At 65.1% G+C, this 15,736-nt stretch carries 16 protein-coding genes; 8 read left to right on the forward strand and 8 right to left on the reverse strand.

The window, feature by feature from the left end:
- Positions 1-11: 11 nt before the first annotated feature.
- The 4 genes from IVB27_RS13965 to IVB27_RS13980 all read left to right on the forward strand — a co-directional run bounded on the left by IVB27_RS13965 (position 12) and on the right by IVB27_RS13980 (position 3,524).
- Positions 12-398 carry a VOC family protein gene (locus tag IVB27_RS13965; protein WP_247344580.1) on the forward strand — a complete coding sequence of 129 codons (387 nt, stop codon included), beginning with the start codon at positions 12-14 and terminating at the stop codon, positions 396-398.
- 71 nt (positions 399-469) lie between these two features.
- Complete coding sequence (locus IVB27_RS13970) at positions 470-967, forward strand: pyridoxamine 5'-phosphate oxidase family protein (RefSeq protein WP_247344583.1); 498 nt, start codon at positions 470-472, stop codon at positions 965-967.
- Positions 967-1,227: a hypothetical protein gene (locus IVB27_RS13975; RefSeq protein WP_247444130.1), complete on the forward strand. Its 261-nt coding sequence runs from the start codon at positions 967-969 to the stop codon at positions 1,225-1,227. Before IVB27_RS13970 ends, IVB27_RS13975 begins: the two co-directional genes overlap by 1 nt.
- Positions 1,228-1,394: 167 nt before the next feature.
- A complete protein-coding gene (locus IVB27_RS13980) occupies positions 1,395-3,524 on the forward strand; it encodes an OmpA family protein (RefSeq protein ID WP_247444131.1) in 2,130 nt (709 codons plus the stop codon).
- A gap of 164 nt (positions 3,525-3,688) precedes the next feature.
- Here IVB27_RS13980 and argG read toward each other — a convergent pair whose 3' ends face one another.
- From argG to IVB27_RS14010, 6 genes are all read right to left on the reverse strand, one after another.
- Positions 3,689-5,026: an argininosuccinate synthase gene (gene argG / locus IVB27_RS13985; RefSeq protein ID WP_247444132.1), complete on the reverse strand. Its 1,338-nt coding sequence runs from the start codon at positions 5,024-5,026 to the stop codon at positions 3,689-3,691.
- Between the two features lie 93 nt (positions 5,027-5,119).
- The gene (locus IVB27_RS13990) at positions 5,120-5,896 is read right to left on the reverse strand and encodes a phosphatase PAP2 family protein (RefSeq protein ID WP_247444133.1); all 777 of its coding nucleotides are present in this window, start codon (positions 5,894-5,896) and stop codon (positions 5,120-5,122) included.
- Between the two features lie 58 nt (positions 5,897-5,954).
- Positions 5,955-6,449, reverse strand: a complete 495-nt coding sequence (locus IVB27_RS13995) for a hypothetical protein (protein WP_247352392.1) — start codon at positions 6,447-6,449, stop codon at positions 5,955-5,957.
- 159 nt (positions 6,450-6,608) lie between these two features.
- Entirely contained in the window at positions 6,609-7,802 is a 1,194-nt protein-coding gene (rlmN, locus tag IVB27_RS14000) for a dual-specificity RNA methyltransferase RlmN (protein WP_247444134.1), read from the reverse strand.
- A gap of 184 nt (positions 7,803-7,986) precedes the next feature.
- Positions 7,987-8,649 (reverse strand): invasion associated locus B family protein, encoded by a 663-nt coding sequence (locus IVB27_RS14005; RefSeq protein WP_247444135.1) that lies wholly within the window; start codon positions 8,647-8,649, stop codon positions 7,987-7,989.
- A gap of 117 nt (positions 8,650-8,766) precedes the next feature.
- Positions 8,767-9,606: an SDR family oxidoreductase gene (locus tag IVB27_RS14010; RefSeq protein ID WP_247444137.1), complete on the reverse strand. Its 840-nt coding sequence runs from the start codon at positions 9,604-9,606 to the stop codon at positions 8,767-8,769.
- Between the two features lie 202 nt (positions 9,607-9,808).
- Between IVB27_RS14010 and IVB27_RS14015 the strand changes: the two genes are divergently transcribed.
- From IVB27_RS14015 to IVB27_RS14025, 3 genes are all read left to right on the forward strand, one after another.
- The gene (locus IVB27_RS14015) at positions 9,809-10,783 is read left to right on the forward strand and encodes an NADPH:quinone oxidoreductase family protein (RefSeq protein WP_247444138.1); all 975 of its coding nucleotides are present in this window, start codon (positions 9,809-9,811) and stop codon (positions 10,781-10,783) included.
- Between the two features lie 316 nt (positions 10,784-11,099).
- On the forward strand, positions 11,100-11,951 hold the full coding sequence (locus IVB27_RS14020) for a hypothetical protein (protein ID WP_247444139.1): 852 nt from the start codon (positions 11,100-11,102) through the stop codon (positions 11,949-11,951).
- A gap of 18 nt (positions 11,952-11,969) precedes the next feature.
- On the forward strand, positions 11,970-13,136 hold the full coding sequence (locus IVB27_RS14025; protein WP_247352404.1) for a TAXI family TRAP transporter solute-binding subunit: 1,167 nt from the start codon (positions 11,970-11,972) through the stop codon (positions 13,134-13,136).
- Between the two features lie 164 nt (positions 13,137-13,300).
- On the opposite strand, the gene IVB27_RS14030 is transcribed toward IVB27_RS14025, so the two are convergent.
- A complete protein-coding gene (locus IVB27_RS14030) occupies positions 13,301-13,681 on the reverse strand; it encodes a YkvA family protein (protein WP_247352406.1) in 381 nt (126 codons plus the stop codon).
- A 101-nt stretch (positions 13,682-13,782) separates the two neighbouring features.
- Positions 13,783-14,085 carry a 4a-hydroxytetrahydrobiopterin dehydratase gene (locus IVB27_RS14035; protein ID WP_247444140.1) on the reverse strand — a complete coding sequence of 101 codons (303 nt, stop codon included), beginning with the start codon at positions 14,083-14,085 and terminating at the stop codon, positions 13,783-13,785.
- A 152-nt stretch (positions 14,086-14,237) separates the two neighbouring features.
- Here IVB27_RS14035 and IVB27_RS14040 point away from each other — a divergent pair, with 152 nt between their 5' ends.
- Complete coding sequence (locus IVB27_RS14040; protein WP_247444142.1) at positions 14,238-15,683, forward strand: TAXI family TRAP transporter solute-binding subunit; 1,446 nt, start codon at positions 14,238-14,240, stop codon at positions 15,681-15,683.
- Positions 15,684-15,736 lie beyond the last annotated feature (53 nt).

Consider the following 15,736-nt stretch of genomic DNA (forward strand, 5'->3'; position numbering starts at 1 on the left):
CGGAGGTTGCGATGATCGACCATATGGGCTTTCCGGTCTCCGACTATGAGCGCGCCAAGGCGTTCTACGCCAAAGCGCTGGCGCCGCTCGGCTACAGCCTGATCATGGAGGTCACGCAGGAGCAGACCGGCCACGATCCGGCCGCCGGCTTCGGCGCCGACGGCAAGCCGGATTTCTGGATCGGCGGCGAGGGCGCGCTGAACAAGCCGGTGCATGTCGCGATCACGGCCAAGGACCGCTCCGCGGTGGACGCGTTCTACAAGGCGGCCTTGGCCGCCGGCGGCCGCGACAATGGACCGCCCGGCATTCGGGCGCATTATCATCCGGACTATTACGGCGCGTTCGTGCTCGACCCCGACGGACACAACATCGAGGCGGTTTGCCACGCGCCGGAATAGATAAGTTCCGTCTTTCGGCCGGAACCTCGTTCCGCGCCCGCCGTTGTCGTCTCTTGCAACAGGAGCACGATATGGCCAACGACAATGCCCGCGACGTCGACCGCGATTTGAACCGCGCCTGGGATCTGATGAAGACGATCGGATTCGCGATGCTGGTGACGCGCGACGGCGACAAGCTCCGGGCGCGGCCGATGAGCGCCTATCTCGATCGCAACGCGAACACGATTTATTTCCTCACCGACGCGCGGCGTCACAAGGACGAGGAGATCGCGCGTCACCCGTCCATCAACCTGTCGTTCGCGGATGCCGGCAGCCAGAAGTACGTTTCACTGACAGGCACCGCAATCGTCTCCAACGACCGTGCGAAGATCAAGGAGCTGTTCTCGACGCCGGCCAAGGCGTGGTGGGACTCTGCCGAAGATCCGAACATCCGCGTGCTCAAGGTCACGCCTGATGATGCCGAGTTCTGGGACTCGCCCGGCACCGTGATCTCTTATGTGAAGATGGCGGCTGCGGCGGTGACAAACACGCGGCCCGATATCGGCGATAACCGCAAGGTCTCGATGTAATGCCGATCGAGCCGCCCGAGATTCCGCCGTCGACACCCGGCACGCCCGCCGAGCCGCCGCCGGGGATTCCGCCCGGTAATCCGCAGCCCGAAATCGCGCCGCCGGTGCGCGAGCCCGGCTCGCCAGCGCCGCCCGACGAATTGCCGGGCCGCATGCCTGAAGAGATTCCATCGCGCGGACCGAACGGCCCGCTCACACCGAATCCCGCGAAGGACGCAAGTCCGTCGCGGGATCGCGTTGAGACCGAGCATCAGGTCTGAGGCAATTGCAACCTGCGCCTGAATGCGCAATGAACGTCACTATAGTGAGGTGATTTGCGTGCAGAAATAAATCGGGCCACGACCGCTTTGTCCGCCACAATCCGGCCTAACGCGTAGCTGTTCATCCCAACGTGTCGTCAAAGAACCTTCCGGGGAAGTTCACCATCATGACTAATCTTCGTTTCGTGCTGCTTGCCACCACGGCTCTGACCGCGATGCAATTGGCAAACTCGGCATCGCATGCGCAAAGCGCAGCGCCGCTCGTGGTTGCGCAGGCGCAGCCACAGGAAACCGGCCCTGACGGAAAACCGAAGCAGCCGCCGAAGGGACCACCAGCGGCCGCGCCTCCGGCGGCGCCCGCGCGCCCGGCCGCACCGCCGCCCGCAGCTGCACCGCCCCATCCGCCCGCGGCGCCTCCGCCGGCCGCCGCACCGCCGCGCCCAGCAGCGCCGCCACCGCCACCTGCGGCCCGTCCGACGCCCCCACCGCCGCCTGCCGCGCCGAAGCCGCCTTCGCCGCCGCCGGCTGCGCCTCCGCAACAGCATGCGCCGCCTCCGGCACCGCCCGCGGCGCGCCCGGCTCCCACACCGCCGCCCGCCGCAGCTCCGCAGCAGCACGCGCCCACGCCACCGCCGCCTTCGGCTCGCCCGACGCCGCCGCCTCCCGCAGCGGGTCATTCGGGACGGCCCGCGCCTGCTCCCACGGCGACGCCTGCTCCGGCACCTGCTGCTCCCACAGCGCGCCCGGCGACGCCTAATGCCCCAACCGCAACGCCCGCTCCGACAGCAACCCCTGCGCCGACTGCAACCCCGGCTCCGCGCAGCACGCCGGGCACGCCGCCGACCGGCCGCCCCGGTGCACCGCCCCCTGGCGGACGTCCTGGCGCGCCTCCGGCCGCAGGGTCACCTGCTCCAGGCGCTACACCCGCACCGACCGCCACGCCGGCACCCGCTGGCGCTCCGACGCCGCCGCCGTCCGGACGTCCGGGTTCGGCTCCCGCACCCGGCGCTACCCCGGCCCCGACAGCGACGCCCGCCCCAGGCGGCGCCGTAACGCCCCCACCCGGTCGTCAGGGTGGAACCCCTCCTGCTGGCGCGCCCGCTGCGGGAGCTCCGCCGACCCAGCCGCAGGCAGGTGTCCCACCCCGGCCGACGCCTCCCCCCGGGGCCGCAGCGCCGAGCACCGTCCCCGGCTCGGCGGCCGCAACCCCACCGCCCAACAGGGCGCAATACGCTCCGCCGACGGTTGCGCCGGCCTTCCGCGCCGCGCCCACGACGACCACACCCCTGCCTCCACCGCCGCGTCCGCCACAGCGTGATCTGACGCCGATCGCGATCGGTGCAGGTGTCGTCGCCGGTGCTGTGATCGGCGCCACCATCGCCGACTACCGCAACCAGCGACGCGAATCCGTCGAAGGCGGCCGCACCGTTTACACCGAGCCGGACCGCATCATCGTTCGAGATCCGGGTGGGCAGACATACGTCCGCGGCAACGATCTCTATCGCTTCCGCTATGGCGCCCGCGACATCCGCACCGACACTGTTGGCGGCGATAACCGCACCGTGGTGATCCGTCCCGACGGCAGCGAGATCATCACTGTGGTGGGTCAGGACGGTCGATTGCTGCGTCGAATCCGCAGGGACCCAGCCGGGCGCGAGATCATCATCATCGACAACAGCTACCGCGATCCGCGGTCGGTCGGCGGCTTCTACGTCGACGCGCCGCCTCCGGTGGTCAACATTCCCTACGATCGCTACATCGTCGACGCCGAGGAGGCGTCGCCGGACGTGATCTACCAGACCATGGTGGCACCGCCGGTGCAGCGGATCGATCGCCGCTACACGCTCGACGAGATCCGCTACAGCCCCAATGTTCGCATGCAAATGCCGAGCATCGACGTCAACACGATCAACTTCGCGACAGGATCGTGGACCATCCCACCGGACCAGGCGGAGAAGCTGCAAGCGATCGCCGACGGTCTCAACCGCGCTATCCAGGCCAACCCGCGCGTGGTCTTCCTGATCGAAGGTCACACCGACGCGGTCGGCAACGACGTCGACAATCTGTCATTGTCGGACCGCCGTGCGCAATCCGCGGCCGAATTGCTGACCCAGCAATTCAGTGTGCCGGCTGAGAACCTGACGTCGCAGGGCTACGGCGAGCAGTACCTGAAGGAGCAGACGCAAGAGCCGAGCGCGATCAACCGGCGCGTCACCGTCCGCAACATCACGCCATTGCTCAACGGCGGCCAGGCCTCACTGCCGCCGCCCCCGCCCGGCACTGCGCCGCCGCGCTGAGGCGACACACAAATGCAAAATGGCCGGGAGCGATCCCGGCCATTTTTGTTTTCGTCATTGCGAGGAGCGAAGCGACGAAGCAATCCAGACTATCACTGCGGAAAGATCCTGGATTGCTTCGCTTCGCTCGCAATGACGAATGAGGCAACAGTCCCCTGTTCCGGCTAACCCTTGTCGTTCTCCAGCCGGAAGATCTGCGAGCCTTCGCTGCCCGAGAGCAGACCAGTGTCGCTGTAAAGCTTCAGCTTGGCGCGGGTATCGTTGATGTCGAGGTTACGCATGGTGAGCTGACCGATGCGGTCGGCCGGTGTAAACGCCGCGTCCTCCACCTTCTCCATGCTGAGCCGCTCCGGCGCATAGGTGAGGTTGGGGCTCTCGGTGTTGAGGATCGAATAGTCGTTGCCGCGGCGCAGCTCGAGCGCCACCTCGCCGGTGACGGCGCGCGCGACCCAGCGCTGCGCGGTCTCGCGCAGCATCAGGGCCTGCGAATCGAACCAGCGACCCTGATAGAGCAGGCGGCCGAGACGCATGCCGCTGATGCGATATTGTTCGATGGTGTCCTCGTTGTGGATACCGGTGACGAGGCGCTCATAGGCGATGTGCAGCAGCGCCATGCCCGGCGCTTCATAGATGCCCCGGCTCTTGGCTTCGATGATGCGGTTCTCGATCTGGTCGCTCATGCCGAGGCCGTGGCGGCCGCCGATCGCGTTGGCTTCGAGGAACAGCGCGACGGGATCGCTAAAGGTCTGGCCGTTCAGCGCAACCGGCTGACCTTCCTCGAAACGCACCACGACCTTCTCGGCCTTGACGCTGCAGTCGTCGCGCCAGAACGGCACGCCCATGATCGGGTTGACGATCTTGATGCCGCTGTCGAGGCTTTCGAGATCCTTGGCCTCATGCGTGGCGCCGAGCAGATTGCTGTCGGTCGAGTACGCCTTCTCGGCGCTCATCTTGTAGGCAAAGCCCTGCGCCGCCATGAAGGCCGACATCTCGGCGCGGCCGCCGAGCTCGTCGATGAACTGCTGGTCGAGCCAGGGCTTGTAGATGCGCAGGCCCGGATTGGTCAGAAGGCCGTAGCGGTAGAAGCGCTCGATGTCGTTGCCCTTGAAGGTCGAGCCGTCGCCCCAGATGTTGACGCCGTCTTCCTTCATCGCCGCGACCAGCATCGTGCCGGTGACGGCGCGGCCGAGCGGCGTGGTGTTGAAATAGGTGATGCCGCCGGTCGAGATGTGGAAGGCCCCGGACTGGATCGCGGCGATGCCTTCGTGGACGAGCTGCGTGCGGCAATCGACCAGCACCGCTTTCTCGGCGCCGAACTCCATCGCCTTGCGCGGAATCTCGTTGTAGTCGGCTTCATCCGGCTGGCCGAGATTGGCGGTATAGGCGTAGCAGCGCGCGCCCTTCTGCTTCATCCAGAGCAGCGCCGCGCTGGTGTCGAGGCCGCCCGAAAAAGCGATACCGACTTTCTCACCCTTGGGCAGGCTTTTCAGGATCGTGGTCATGGGGCTTCCAATCGGTCTCGAAGGGCTGATGTCGTTTCACGGGTTGACCGCGCGATTATCAAATTTCGCGGGTCTCGGCACCCATTTAATGGCTCAAACTGAGGGCTCGGCGCCCGTCTTGCGGCCGAACAGGCGCTGACGAAGCCTGTAGGCGGGCCAGTTCAGCCGGGTCAAGGCGGCATCGACCGCCGCGTCCGAGAACCGGGTCCGCGGCCAGCGGTAGATCAGCGCGAAGGCAAACCAGATCACGACGAAGGTCACGAGGCCGGCGATCGAGACATCGGTGAAGAAGTGGCCGCCGAAGGCCATCCGCAGCCCGCTGGTCACGAGGCCGAACACCACCGCTCCGGCATAAGCGAGCGGCCGCCACGCCGGCGGCGCCAGTGCTGCCGGCGCCAGCGTCCAGAACGCGGTCGCGCCCTCGCCCGAGAAGAACGAGCAGTTGCGCGCGCAGCCGCCGCGCGGATCCCACCACGGCACGAATTGCTGGTCGCCGGCAAACTGCGTCACCACCACCGGGCGCGGCCGACCCCAATAGGTCTTGAAGGTGAGATTGGTCAGGATGCCGGCCGACAGGATGATCGTGACCAGCAGGAAGACGATCGCGCGCCCCGATACCATCAGCGGGCGGTCGGGACGGACCATCTTGACCACAAGCGCGATCAACGGAGGCAGCACGAACGCCCAGGAGACCCACATCGCGGCATCGCGCGCGAAGCCGGCCCAGCCGTTCAGCTTGAGCGGAAACGTCTTGGTGTCAGGGTCGAAAAACAGCGCGGCGAGCTTGAGATCGAGCTCGGGATAGAGGCCGAAAACGACGCCGATCACGAGCCACAGCGCCAGGGCGATGAAGAGTCCGGTCCGGTTCATGGCGCGCGGTTTAGCGGAGTGGGGCGGGGATGGAAACCCCGGGGGGAAGCCAGGAAAGTCACCGCGAATCCGGCCTTGAATTCGCCGGCAGCGGCGGAGGCGGCGTGCGCGGGGGCGGCGGATTACGCCAGGCACCGGCGTTGCGGCCGGCGATCAGCCAATAGACGATTCCGGCGACAATACCGGCACCGGTCATGATCTCCAGATGCCGCCGCACCACGCCCTCGAACTGCAACGTATCGGGGTGAAAGGGGATCAGGCCGAGATAGCAGGCGAGCCCGACGATGCCACCGCCGCCGGCGTAGGCAAGCGCGCTTCGGATGTAGAGCGCTTCGGTGATCGCGACGATCACCGCCGCCGGCACCAGCGCAAAGCCCGAGACGAAGATGAAGCCGAAGCCGAGCAGGATGTCGATCGCGCCCTGATCGACGGGGCCGGCGCCAAGATCGGCAAATTCCGGAAACAGCAGCGCGACGACGACGATCATCCCGCCGACGAAACAGGCGGCGAGAAAGCCGATGAAAATGACGATGAGGCGGCCGATCAGGGACATGACGCCAAAACCACCGTCATTGCGAGGAGCCCGCGACAAAATTGCGAAGCAATTTTGCGCTGGTGCGACGAAGCAATCCAGACTGCTTCCGCGGTGACATTCTGGATTGCTTCGCTTCGCTCGCAATGACGAGGAGGCGAGAGCGCGAGCATGATCAGGTCAATCCGTCATCGCCATGGCGCGCAGCGTCTGGCGTTCGCGCACCGAGAGCTTTTCAGTTTCCGACTTGAGCTGGCCGCAAGCGGCGAGAATATCGCGGCCGCGCGGAGTGCGCACCGGCGAGGAATAGCCGGCGTTGAAGATGTATTCGGAGAACTTTTCGATCTGGTCCCAATCCGAACATTCATAGGCCGTGCCGGGCCAGGGATTGAACGGGATCAGATTGATCTTGGCGTGAACGCCTTTGAGCAATTTCACCAGCAGCTTCGCATCGTCGAGCGAATCGTTGACGCCCTTGAGCATCACATATTCGAAGGTGATGCGGCGCGCGTTGGACGCGCCGGGATAATCGCGGCAGGCTTGCAGCAGCTCGGCGATCGGATATTTGCGATTGAGCGGCACGAGCTCGTTGCGCAGCTCGTCACGCACCGCATGCAGCGAGATCGCGAGCATCACGCCGATCTCGTCACCGGCACGCACGATGTTCGGCACCACGCCCGAGGTCGACAGCGTGATGCGTCGGCGGGAGATGCCGATGCCTTCATTGTCGCCGACGATGAGCAGTGCATCGCGCACCGCCTCGAAATTGTAGAGCGGCTCGCCCATGCCCATCATCACGATGTTGGTGACACGACGCGTGCCGTCCTCGCGATCGGCCCAGTCATTCAGACGATCCCGCGCGACCATCACCTGTCCCACGATCTCGCCGGCGGTGAGATTGCGCACCAGCCGCTGCGTGCCGGTGTGGCAGAAGGAGCAATTCAGCGTGCAGCCGACCTGGGAGGACACACACAGCGTGCCGCGATCGGTTTCGGGGATGTAGACGCACTCGACTTCATGCGCCCGCTCGACATTGTCGCCGCTCGGCAGCCGAAGCAGCCATTTGCGGGTGCCGTCGTTGGAGACCTGCTCCGCCACGACTTCGGGCCGGTCGACGGTGAAGCGCTCAGCGAGATCGGTCCGAATGCCCTTCGAGATCGACGTCATATCGTCGAAGCTCCGGGCGCCGCGGAAATAGAGCCAATGCCACAGCTGCTGCACGCGCATCTTGCGCTGCGCGGGCGCGACGCCGATCTCGCCGAGGCAATCGGCGAGCTCGGCGCGCGACAGACCGACGAGCGAAGGCTTCGCCGGCGGCACATAGGTTTCGAGCGGAGTCTTCTCCACCAGTGTTGCGTTGTGCGGCTCGGTCATCGGTTGCCTGAGATTGCTGCTGTCTCGTCATGGCCGGGCTTGTCCCGGGCATCCACGTTCTTTATCCGCCCGTAGCCAGCGCGTGGATGGCCGGGACAAGCCCGGCCATGACGGCTGTACCTTGGGAATAGCCCCTATATAGCAACCGGAACCGCCGATTGCGACCATGATACCGCCCGCAGCCTTAACGCCTGCAATCCTGCGAAATCCGGTCAAGCGCCTGCGCGAGGCCCTTCAGCGAGAAGGTGTCGGTTGTCTCGGTTCCTTTGGCTGAGACGCCCTTGACCACGAGATCGGCGGATTTGCGCATGGCCTCGACCATCCGCTCTTCCTCGGCCGCGTTCTTGATCCAGAGACCGTCGCCCTGCGAGTACATGGCGAAAGCGCCGCCGCCGACTTCGACCGAGGATTCGGAGCCCGGCTTCAGCGCGTAGCCGATCATGACCGAGACTTCGTTGTTGACCTTCTCCGCCGGGCGGGTGGAGACGAAGGCATAGGCTGGATCGCGCGGCCGATTCGGCGGGTTGGTCTTCGACGACGACGGCTTGGCCAGCGCGAAGCAGACCTTTTTGCCGTTGGGCGCGGCCGAATAGGCGCCCCAGGTGCCGAACTGGCCGATCAGGGTTGGCTCGGCGCCGCCCGCAACCGCCGCGGGAGCGGCCATCGGCTTGCTCTCGGGCTTTGCAGCCGTCTTTCCGGTCGTATGGGCCGCCGGCGCAGCCGATTTCGGCGCGGCCTCCTTCGGTGCAGTTTTGGGCGCCGGTTGCGCCGTCTGCGCCCGCGCGGAATTGGTGATTCCACCGGCTGCCACGCCAGTCATTAGAGCTAAAATCAGCACCCGCCACATGCTGGAGTGGTTCCCTCAATATTGTGACTGGAAGATGGCCCGGCCGCGCGTTGTCCCCGCGGCAGGGATAGCCGGAAAAGTCCAATTTGGGAAGGCAGTTAGGGAAGGTTGCGGTGACTAGGCCCTGGATCGCGCCGCACGCTGCTCTGTCCATTGCGCATCGGTCCAGCGCAACAAATCCTCGGCGCCGGAGCTGCGCAAATGCGCGCCACCGTCGATCACCACCATCTCGCCGTTGATGTAGCCGGCACGATCGGAGACCAGAAAGCTGGCGAGGTCGGCAAGCTCGCTGTGCTCGCCGGCGCGCCCCATCGGGTTGCGCGCGGCCCACCCTTCGTCGCGGCCCTCGGGACGAAGCTGCCCTGAGGCACCAGCGGTCGGGAACGGTCCCGGCGCGATCGCGACGGTGCGAATGCCCTTCGGGCCCCACTCGACCGCAAGACTCTTGGTCATCGCCAGCACCGCCGACTTCGCCATCGCCGACGGCACGGTGAAGGCGCGGCCGGTGATAGTCGAGGTCGAGAGGATCGAGAGCACGACGCCGCCATGCTTGCCCTCGATCCAGCGCTTGCCGGCGGCAAGCGTGCAATACATCGCGCCATGCAGCGTCGGCGCGAGGATCGCATCCGCTGCACGGAACGACAGATGCTCACTCTGCGCGATGAAGGTCGCAGCGGCATTGTTGACGAGAATATCGAGCGGCGCCTCGCGCCAGATGGCGTCCATCATGCTCTCGACGGCGGCGCCGTCGCGGATATCGCAGGCCACGATGGTGATCTTGCCGCCGGTCTCTTCGCGCATCTCGCTCGCCGTCGCTTCCAGCCGATCGAGCTTGCGACCGCAGATCACGAGCTCCGCACCGAGCGCAAGGAAGCGGCGCCCCATCGCCGCGCCGAGACCCGAGCCACCACCGGTGACGAGGATGCGCTTGTCCCTAAGCAGGCTCGTTTCAAACATCGTTTGAATCCTTGTTATTTCGTCGTTGCGAGCGAAGGCAAGCCATCCAGAAACCGTACCGCGGAAATAGCCTGGATTGCTCGCAATGACTGGAGGATAGGCCGGCGCGCAGTTTCTACAAAGAAACCGGATTGTCGCCCGTGCCTAAATCCGGCAGAAACGGGCAAACTATAATTCCACTCGAAACGCCCAAGGTGCCGCCATGAAAGCCATCCTCTGCTCGCAATATTGCCAGCCCGACGATCTCGTTCTGGCCGACGTGCCGGATCCGGTGGCAGGTCCCGGCGAAGCCGTGATCGCGATCAAGGCGGCGGCGCTGAACTTCTTCGACATCCTGATGATCCAGGGCAAGTACCAGATCAAGCCGCCGTTCCCGTTCTCGCCGGCCGCCGAAGTCGCGGGCGTGATCGAGAGCGTCGGTCCCGGCGTGACCGACGTGAAGGTCGGCGAACGCGTCGTCGCCTCCTGCGGCCACAACGGCGCGCGCGAAAAGATCGCGCTGCCGGCGGCATCGATCGTGAAGATTCCCGACAATCTCGACTATGACCGCGCGGCTGGCATCATCATCACCTACGGCACCGCGCTGCATGCGCTGGAAGATCGCGCGAGCCCGAAGCCGGGCGAGACGCTCGCGGTGCTGGGCGCCGCCGGGGGCACGGGCCTTGCCGCCTGCGAGCTCGGCAAGCTGATGGGCCTGAAGGTGATCGCCTGCGCCTCGTCGGACGAGAAGCTCGAATTCGCGAAAGCGCATGGCGCCGAGCTGACGCTGAACTACGGCAAGGAAGATTTGAAGGAAAGCCTGCGAAAACTCACCGGCGGCAAGGGCGTCGACATCATCTTCGATCCGGTTGGTGGCACCTATGCCGAGCAGGCGCTGCGCTCGATCGCCTGGGAGGGCCGCTTCCTGGTGATCGGCTTTGCCGCCGGCGACATTCCGAAGATGCCGCTGAACCTCGCACTGCTGAAGGGCTGCGACATCCGCGGCGTGTTCTGGGGCGCCTGGACGCGCCTCAACCCGGAAAAGAACCGCGCCAATCTCGAGAAGCTCGTGAAGTGGACGGCGGAAGGAAAAATCTCCTCGCATGTCGACCGCGTCTTCCCGCTGGCACAGACTGCCGACGCGCTGAAGGTGCTCGCGGGACGCCAGGCCATGGGCAAGGTGATCTTGCATCCGTGAGGTCAGGGCGACGCAGTCGCCCCCATGCGCAACCGTCATCGCGCGAAAGCCGGCGCTGCTGAAGCTGCGCCGGTTTTTTCGTGCGCGCTCCATGGTGAAAATGCCGTCAACCATCACCGCCAAAATTGCGGTGCATTCCCCCGCCTCGCCGTAATCAAACCCAAATGTTTCCCAATTCGCGCAAACCGCCGTCGTTTTTTGGGCTGAATCGGACGGCGATTTACCGGTTCCAGTTTGCGGGGCGCTTCTGGACAACAACAAGAAGACTGGAGCCGGGAAGGCCCCTGCGTTGCGTAATAATGGGGAGCATCACACCATGGAGACGACGGCATACCGTCCGTCCAAGGAGTCGGGGGCGTTCGACTCCGATCAATCTGCGTCACATCCGCCTGCCAGGTCCTACATCCGTGCGCGCGCCGCACGGGCCGATATTTCAGACGATCCAATGCCGCTGTTCCTGTCCGATCCGCTCGGGGCACCGGACCCATTGGAGTACGCGCCACCGGGTTTGCGTCCCAGAACGAGGATGGTCTCGCGCGTTCTGGCCGCCATTCTGGTGGCGTCCACCCTCGCGATCCCGGTCACGTTGTTTCAGTCCGACCTTCGCCGGCTGCTGGCCGGCGATGCCGGAGGCTCGACCGACGCAGCCCCGCAGCAAATTGCGACACCGGTCGGTCCGCCGGCCGCCCGGCAGACCCCGCTGAAGGATCCCGCCCGCGTAACCAACCCGATGCTGGCGAGCGCCGACCCGCAGGCCCTCCCTGCACCGTCGACGCCAAGCCGCGAAGCGATCGCGACCGCCTATCAGATCGCGCTGCAAACCCAAGGTCCCGTGCCGGCACCGGCGCCGCTCGTGGCGCAGCTTCCACCACCCGAGCCCGTCAGGGCACTCGATGCCGAGACGCTGGCAGGGCTGATGACGCGCGCAAGGAGCCTGATCGGCATCGGCGACATCACATCGGCGCGTTTGCTGCTCGAACGCGCGGCCAATGCTGGGGATGCAACGGCCGCGCTTCTGCTCGCACAGAGCTATGACCCCGCGGTGCTTGGCGCCAGCGACGCGCGGAGCGTCATTGCCGACGCATCGGTCGCACGTGACTGGTACCAGCGAGCTGCATCGCTCGGATCTGCGGAGGCACGCCAGCGCCTCGCCCGGTTTCAGAACTAGAACTCTTCAGGGGACATCATGCGTAACACTTTGCGAATGGCGCTTGCCGCCATCATGACGATCTGTGCCTTCACCGCCCGCGCCGAGCAGACCGAATACGATCCGGCGAAAGTATCGGACAGTTTGAAAGCCATCTTCCAGTTCGGCTCGAGCTCGACCAAGCAGGCGCTGAACGCCAACACCGTCACGCTGATAACAGGCACGATCGGCGGCACCTATGTGCAGTTCGGCGCCGATCTCGCCTCCGTGCTCGACGACGGCAACAAGATTCGCGTGCTGCCGATCGTCGGCCGTGGCTCGGTACAGAGCGTCGCCGACATCCTGTTCCTGCAAGGCGTCGATCTCGGCGTCGTGCGGGCCGACACGCTCGACTATCTCGAGCGCAAGGGTTTTGCCAAGGACATCAAGCGGCAGTTCACCTATGTGACAAAACTCTACAACGAGGAGATGCAGGTGATCGCACCGAAATCGGTTGCGACGCTCAAAGACCTCGAAGGCAAGACTGTCGGCGTCGATCTGCCGAACGGCGGCACCTTCGTCACCGCGCTCACCGTGTTCGAACGGCTCGGGATCAAGGCAAAATTCGTCTATGTCGAGCAGCGCATCGCGATGGAAAAGCTGAAGGCCGGCGAGATCGACGCCGTCATCGTGGTCGGCGGCAAGCCGTACAAATCGGTCTCGACGTTCGGCAATGACGGCCGCTTCCATCTTGCGAAGGTCGACTATGCTAAGCCGCTCCAGAACGACTATCTGCCGGCGACGCTGACTGCAAAGGACTATCCGAACCTGATCAAGGAGGGCGAAAGCGTCGACACGATCGCGGTGCCGGCGGTGCTCGCGGCCTATAATTGGGCGCCCAACACCGAGCGCTACCGCAAGCTCGCGCTGTTCGTGGACGCATTCTTCACGAAATTCCCTGCGCTCCAGAACCCGCCTTTCCATCCCAAATGGAGGGAGGTTTCGCTCGCGGCACCGCTGTCCGGCTGGAGCCGATTGCCGGTGGCGCAGCAATGGCTCGACAAACACGGCGTCGAGCCAGTGACGCAGAAGCGCTTCGAGGCCTTTTTGAAGCAGAGCTCCACGGCTGCGAAAGTCTCCGACGCGGACAGGGAGACGCTATTCAAGCAATTCCAGGCGTGGGACGCGGAGAAGGCGCGGGCGCAAGCTGGGCCGGAGAAGAAGTAGCGAGCGCTCGTATCCACACACTCAGTCGTCATCGCCCGGCTTGATGACCGGGCGATCCAGTACCCGGACGCGGCAATGATTGAACCGCACGGTCGCGGCGTACTGGATTCCCCGCCTTCGCGGGGAATGACAGCGTGCTTGTGGCGAACGCTACGACAAGGCTCCTAGATCGCCTCCACCTCATCCACCCCGCGCTTCAGTGCGGCGCGGGCGGCTTCGCGATGCTCGCTCGTGATGTGGCTGGCGACCATGCGGATCGCGGTGGCGAGCACGGCGGCGTCATCGGTGAAGCCGAGGATCGGCATCACGTCGGGAACGAAGTCGAACGGCAGGATGAAATAGGCGATCGCCCCGAGCAGCGACGCCTGGATATGGCGCGGCGTCTGCCGGTCGAAGGCGCAGTAATAGGCGGCGAGCAGATCCTCTGCGAATGGCAGTTGCGCGGCGACACGCTTCAGCTTGCGCCAGAAGCGGCGGCGCACGCTCTCGCGATCTTCCGCGAGCCGGTCGGCCGGCTCGAAACCAACGCTGTGTTCGGCAGCCATGGTCGACAAACTCCACTTCAGCCAAGGGTGGCGTCAGAGCGGCAGATCGCCGCATCGCGTACTGATCACAAGATGGGGACGCGGCAGCGCCTCGCAAGACGTCAGCGTGGTGTCAGCTTGGCGATGGCGTTCATCGCCTTGGCGAGCTCGATGTCGAGCGCGGTGACGCCGCCGGCATCATGGGTCGCCAGCACCACCTCCACCGTCTTGTAGACGTTGCGCCATTCGGGGTGGTGGTCCATCTTTTCGGCGACCAGCGCGACGCGTGCCATAAAGCCGAACGCCTCGTTGAAATCCTTGAAGACAAAGGTCTTCCCGATCGCGTCGCGTCCTTGAACCACGGTCCAGCCAGGGAGTCCGCCCAGCGCCTGTCTGCGCGCCTCCGCCTCGAGCCGTTCTGCCATCGTCGCCTCCGTCCTTCAGGGGAACTTTACCCTAACACCGTGCTGGCGCCCCGGGTTCATACGGGATTTGTGCCGTCCGCTAACCATGACGGAGATGTAACCCCGCCGGACAGGAAATTTGCTACACTTGCGGGTGTAAATCGCCGGCCAAGATGAAACTGAACCTCAAGCGACTGTTCGGGAGATCGATGACCGGGGGATTGGACCTGGCTGAAGCGCCCACCCCGCCTTCGCCGCGATCAGCGGCGCGGAAGACGGCGCTCGTATCTCTGGCACTCGTGCTTGCGATCGTGGGCGCGCTTGCCGGCGGCTATTATTTCGCGATGCGGCCGGTGACGCTGAAGATCGCGGTCGGTCCCGCCAACAGCGATGACCTCAAGGTCGTGCAGGCGCTGACGCAGGCCTTCACTCAGAACAAGAGTCAGGTGCGGCTTCGGCCGATCCAGACCGACGGCGCCACAGCCAGCGCCGAGGCGCTCGCGGAAAGCAAGGTTGATCTCGCCATCGTGCGCGGCGACGTCGACGTGCCGAAGAACGCGCAAGCGGTCGCGACCCTGCGCAAGAACGTCGTGGTGCTGTGGACCGTGCCCGGCAAGGGCAAGAAGAAGGGCGCGAAGATCACCAAGATCGCGCAGCTCGCCGGCCGTCGGGTCGGGGTGATCGGCCGCACCCAGGCTAACGTCAATCTGCTCAAGGTGATCCTCCAGCAATACGGCGTCGATCCTGCCAAGGTCGAGGTCATACAGTTCCCCGCCAACGAAGCCGCCGAGGCGATCAAGGCCCAGAAGGCCGATGCCTATCTCGCGGCCGGCCCTGTCAACAGCAAGATTACGTCGGACGCGATCGCCGCCACTGCCAGGGAAGGCGGCACGCCGGTCTTCCTCGCGATCGATTCCGCGGATGCGATCGCGCAGAACCATCCGGTTTATGAAGCCTCGGAGATTCCGGCCGGCACCTATGGCGGCTCACCCGTTCGCCCCGACGACGAGGTCAAGACGATCAGCTTTTCGCACCACATCGTGGCGCGCAAAGGCGTATCCGAAACCAACATCGCCGCGTTCACGCGCCAGCTTTTTGCCGTGCGCCAGCAACTGGTGACTGAATTCCCGCTGGCGGCGAAGATCGAAACGCCCGACACCGACAAGGATGCGGTGATCCCGGTGCATCCCGGCGCGGCCGCCTTCGTCGACGGCGAGGAAAAGACCTTCCTCGACAAATACAGCGATTACATCTGGTGGACCCTGATGGCGCTCTCGGCCATGGGCTCGATCGGCGCCTGGTTTGCGGGCTATTTGAAGAAGGACGAGCGCGACAACAACAACCATCAGCGTGAACGCCTGCTCGACATGATCGCGGCGGCACGCAAGAGCGAGACGACCGAAGACCTTGACCAGATGCAGACCGAGGCCGACGACATCCTGCGCAATACGCTGCGCTGCTTCGATCACGGCGCGGTCGAAGAAGCCGCGCTCACCGCCTTCAACATCGCGCTCGACCAGTTCCACGCGGCCGTCGCCGATCGTAAGGCTGTGCTGTTTAGCCTGCCGCAGAACCTGCAACGTGCGGGCGCGCAGTTCAGGGCCGCCGGCAGCGCGTAATCGCTGCGTCACATTGTCTCGATATAGCGTCGGACTTCACCGTAGCGGCCGCC

The sequence above is a fragment of the Bradyrhizobium sp. 197 genome, from assembly GCF_023073375.1.
Taxonomy (GTDB): domain Bacteria; phylum Pseudomonadota; class Alphaproteobacteria; order Rhizobiales; family Xanthobacteraceae; genus Bradyrhizobium.

Excerpts from the sequence above, each read along its gene's own strand:
- IVB27_RS13975 (WP_247444130.1), top strand. The coding sequence starts at position 967 with ATGCCGATCGAGCCGCCCGAGATTCCGCCGTCGACACCCGGCACGCCC.
- IVB27_RS13995 (WP_247352392.1), bottom strand. The coding sequence starts at position 6,449 with ATGTCCCTGATCGGCCGCCTCATCGTCATTTTCATCGGCTTTCTCGCC.
- IVB27_RS13990 (WP_247444133.1), bottom strand. The coding sequence starts at position 5,896 with ATGAACCGGACCGGACTCTTCATCGCCCTGGCGCTGTGGCTCGTGATC.
- argG (WP_247444132.1), bottom strand. The coding sequence starts at position 5,026 with ATGACCACGATCCTGAAAAGCCTGCCCAAGGGTGAGAAAGTCGGTATC.
- IVB27_RS14025 (WP_247352404.1), top strand. The coding sequence starts at position 11,970 with ATGCGTAACACTTTGCGAATGGCGCTTGCCGCCATCATGACGATCTGT.
- IVB27_RS14030 (WP_247352406.1), bottom strand. The coding sequence starts at position 13,681 with ATGGCTGCCGAACACAGCGTTGGTTTCGAGCCGGCCGACCGGCTCGCG.
- IVB27_RS14015 (WP_247444138.1), top strand. The coding sequence starts at position 9,809 with ATGAAAGCCATCCTCTGCTCGCAATATTGCCAGCCCGACGATCTCGTT.
- IVB27_RS14005 (WP_247444135.1), bottom strand. The coding sequence starts at position 8,649 with ATGTGGCGGGTGCTGATTTTAGCTCTAATGACTGGCGTGGCAGCCGGT.
- IVB27_RS14010 (WP_247444137.1), bottom strand. The coding sequence starts at position 9,606 with ATGTTTGAAACGAGCCTGCTTAGGGACAAGCGCATCCTCGTCACCGGT.
- rlmN (WP_247444134.1), bottom strand. The coding sequence starts at position 7,802 with ATGACCGAGCCGCACAACGCAACACTGGTGGAGAAGACTCCGCTCGAA.
- IVB27_RS14040 (WP_247444142.1), top strand. The coding sequence starts at position 14,238 with ATGAAACTGAACCTCAAGCGACTGTTCGGGAGATCGATGACCGGGGGA.
- IVB27_RS14035 (WP_247444140.1), bottom strand. The coding sequence starts at position 14,085 with ATGGCAGAACGGCTCGAGGCGGAGGCGCGCAGACAGGCGCTGGGCGGA.
- IVB27_RS14020 (WP_247444139.1), top strand. The coding sequence starts at position 11,100 with ATGGAGACGACGGCATACCGTCCGTCCAAGGAGTCGGGGGCGTTCGAC.
- IVB27_RS13965 (WP_247344580.1), top strand. The coding sequence starts at position 12 with ATGATCGACCATATGGGCTTTCCGGTCTCCGACTATGAGCGCGCCAAG.
- IVB27_RS13980 (WP_247444131.1), top strand. The coding sequence starts at position 1,395 with ATGACTAATCTTCGTTTCGTGCTGCTTGCCACCACGGCTCTGACCGCG.
- IVB27_RS13970 (WP_247344583.1), top strand. The coding sequence starts at position 470 with ATGGCCAACGACAATGCCCGCGACGTCGACCGCGATTTGAACCGCGCC.